This is a genomic window from Paraburkholderia sp. J10-1, assembly GCF_905220165.1.
GTDB lineage: Bacteria > Pseudomonadota > Gammaproteobacteria > Burkholderiales > Burkholderiaceae > Paraburkholderia.
In genome coordinates this window covers 1-497 of sequence record NZ_CAJMYW010000073.1, presented here as the reverse complement: position 1 = coordinate 497, position 497 = coordinate 1, and the positions used below count along the sequence as shown (strand labels likewise).

Annotated in this window: 1 protein-coding gene and 1 pseudogene; both read left to right on the top strand. The window is 56.9% G+C overall.

Annotated elements, in window-relative coordinates; genetic code table 11:
• A pseudogene (locus tag U5A65_RS40765) lies at positions 1-142 on the top strand (muconate cycloisomerase); the annotation flags it as partial.
• A gap of 29 nt (positions 143-171) precedes the next feature.
• The gene (gene catC, locus U5A65_RS40760; RefSeq protein WP_110382889.1) at positions 172-462 is read left to right on the top strand and encodes a muconolactone Delta-isomerase; all 291 of its coding nucleotides are present in this window, start codon (positions 172-174) and stop codon (positions 460-462) included.
• The last annotated feature ends 35 nt before the right edge of the window (positions 463-497 follow it).

The window sequence follows — 497 nt, the reverse complement described above, 5'->3', positions numbered from 1 at the left end:
CACCGAAGAAATTCTGACTACCCCGCTGGACTACAGCGACTTCGAACTGACGGTGCCGAACGGCCCGGGTCTGGGCATCGAACTGGATGAAGCGAAGGTCAAGCGCTTCACCCGCGACGGCCTGCTGAAAGTGACGAAATAATACGGACACCTGACAAACGGAATTTGACGATGCTATTCCACGTACGAATGGATGTGAACATCCCGGCCGACATGCCCGCCAACGTCGCCAATGAAATCAAGGCGCGCGAAAAGGCGTACTCGCAGGAGCTGCAGCGCAGCGGCAAGTGGCGCCATATCTGGCGACTGGTGGGCGAGTACGCGAACTACAGCATCTTCGATGTAGAGAGCAATGCAGAGTTGCACGACATTCTTACCGCCTTGCCGCTTTTCCCGTACATGAAGATTTCGGTGACGCCGTTGTGTCGCCACCCGTCCTCCGTCAGGGACAACGACGCTTGAGCTGATTTCCCCCCAATACCAGGAAGCACCAGCCA